Annotated in this window: 3 protein-coding genes; 2 read left to right on the forward strand and 1 reads right to left on the reverse strand. The window is 49.6% G+C overall.

Annotated features, from left to right (window positions below):
* Window positions 1–99 precede the first annotated feature (99 nt).
* Together HWQ67_RS17135 and HWQ67_RS17140 are read left to right on the forward strand one after the other, a co-directional pair.
* Complete coding sequence (locus HWQ67_RS17135) at window positions 100–507, forward strand: toll/interleukin-1 receptor domain-containing protein (protein ID WP_320414582.1); 408 nt, start codon at window positions 100–102, stop codon at window positions 505–507.
* Window positions 508–1,593 (forward strand): radical SAM protein, encoded by a 1,086-nt coding sequence (locus tag HWQ67_RS17140; RefSeq protein WP_218253909.1) that lies wholly within the window; start codon window positions 508–510, stop codon window positions 1,591–1,593.
* A gap of 38 nt (window positions 1,594–1,631) precedes the next feature.
* Here the strand turns inward: HWQ67_RS17140 and HWQ67_RS17145 are convergent, their stop codons facing one another.
* Complete coding sequence (locus HWQ67_RS17145; RefSeq protein WP_218253910.1) at window positions 1,632–1,895, reverse strand: hypothetical protein; 264 nt, start codon at window positions 1,893–1,895, stop codon at window positions 1,632–1,634.
* Window positions 1,896–2,024 lie beyond the last annotated feature (129 nt).

Genomic DNA, 2,024 nt, shown 5'->3' on the forward strand with positions numbered 1-2,024 from the left:
GGTAATGCTGTGCTCACTGATAATTACCACCATGACGTTGCTCTCTCTTAAAGCCTTTTCCATTAAGTCTACGACACTGCTTCCCTGAACAATATTTTTATCTCCAGCGCAATGCAAGATAGTGAGTGGGTTTCATTGTTCTTTAATGAATTAAGGCAGACAGGGATAACTGTATGGTTTTTCACGAAAGATAAAAATATTGTTCAGGGAAGCAGTGTCGTAGACTTAATGGAAAAGGCTTTAAGAGAGAGCAACGTCATGGTGGTAATTATCAGTGAGCACAGCATTACCAGTCAATGGGTTTTCTTTGAGATAGGCGTTGCGATAGCAGATGAAAAGAGAATCATACCCGTTGTTATCGATGATGTGTCATATGAGAGTTTTCCTGTACGTTTAAAGGCGACAGCTTGCTTTCATGAAAAATCTCCCTCCGAGGCCGCACTAAAGGTAGCAAATCTTCTGAAATCTGAGTCTAAGACAAAACGTCGCAAGCAATTGATTCATTAAGTGGATAAGTACCTACTGCGAAGGCTCTACAACGGTCTTAAGCTGCGCCCCCTTAAGATTGCCGCCGTCAGGGCACTGGAGGCCTTTAACCTCCCCGTCTACCGCCTTGCCATCGATACCAGCAACGCCTGCAATCTGCGCTGTATCATGTGCTATATGTCCCGCAAGGAGTTCAGGCAGCAGCTCAGTGTGATGCCCCTTGAGATATTTGAGTGTCTTGCCAGGGACATCTTTGGGATGGTGCGAGTGCTGGAGCTTTCCTGCGGGTATGAGCCATTTCTGACCAGAGACTTCATAGACTACCTGAGAGTTGCCAGGCGCTATTGTCACGGCGTCATCAGCGTGTGTACCAACGCAACCCTCCTGGATGACAACACCATTGGCAGCATCGTAACGGAGGGCTTGCTGGATGAATTCATCATCAGCATCGATGGTCTGACCGAGGCAACCTACAACCGCATCCGGCCAAATGGCAACTTCAACAGCGTCCTGGCTGCTCTGAGCGCTATCAAGGCTCATCGCGGCAAGGTAAAATCACCAACGGTCAGGATAAACTACACCATGCTACGCTCAAACATCGAAGACTTGAACCATCTCTATGATTTTGCCGGGGATTATGGTGTTGGTGTCGTGCAGTTGAGACACGCCAGGCTGGCACGACCATTTGAGGAGTTGTTTGAACAGTCGCTGTTTTACCACCAGGAGCTGTATGACAGGACGATCAGCTCACTGAGGCTCAAGTTTGACATCAACCCCCCGGATGTTGTGTTGTTGCATCCGCCGTTGTTTTCGCAGAGGCAGCCGGTGACTGCAGCCAAGTCGCAGTGTGCCTATCCGTGGTTCTATTTCATCATCGCAAGCAACGGGGATGTCAAGCTCTGTCACAGCGGCGTTGTTGGCAACATCAATGAGAGTTCCTTTAGTGCGATTTTGAGGTCGGAGCGGGTCAGAGACATCCGCCGTCGTCTGCTCAGGGGTGAGCACGGGGTGGTCTGCGGCGATTGTCTGACGATCAACGACGTCAGCGACATCAACCAATCGGAGACCTTCATCCGCCCTGATAAAGACTTCAGGCCATATACGTAGCCGACATTACATGCCGGCAATCTTGCAGGTCAGGCCTGTCATGATTCCGTTACAAGGAACGTCTCCAGCACCATCATCCCCTTGTAGACCCTGGCACCCCTGTCTGTAAGCACGTATGCCCTGCTTGCGTCCTGCGTGATAAGGCCGCAGTCCTTCAGCAGCTTGAGGTGGAATACCAACCGTGTGTGGTCAACCAGGGAGAGTTCACGATTTAGCTCCATAAAGCGCATGGACTGATGATGAACCAGCTTGATCAGCTTACGTCTCAATGGGTTTGAGATGGTGCCCAGGATGAAATCCATATCAACGGAGCTGATTTCCTTGTTAAACCTTCATGAATAGGAGCACTATTCGCCCCCGCCCATGAAAATTGCGAGAGCCTTATGCATTGTGCCCTGGTTCTACTGCTCTTGACAGTTTTTTCATTCAAC

The organism is Candidatus Magnetobacterium casense (genome assembly GCF_019173545.1).
In the GTDB taxonomy this organism is placed as follows: domain Bacteria; phylum Nitrospirota; class Thermodesulfovibrionia; order Thermodesulfovibrionales; family Magnetobacteriaceae; genus Magnetobacterium; species Magnetobacterium cryptolimnobacter.

Coding starts and splice junctions, on each gene's coding strand:
- HWQ67_RS17145 (WP_218253910.1), bottom strand. CDS start 1,895: ATGGATTTCATCCTGGGCACCATCTCAAACCCATTGAGACGTAAGCTG.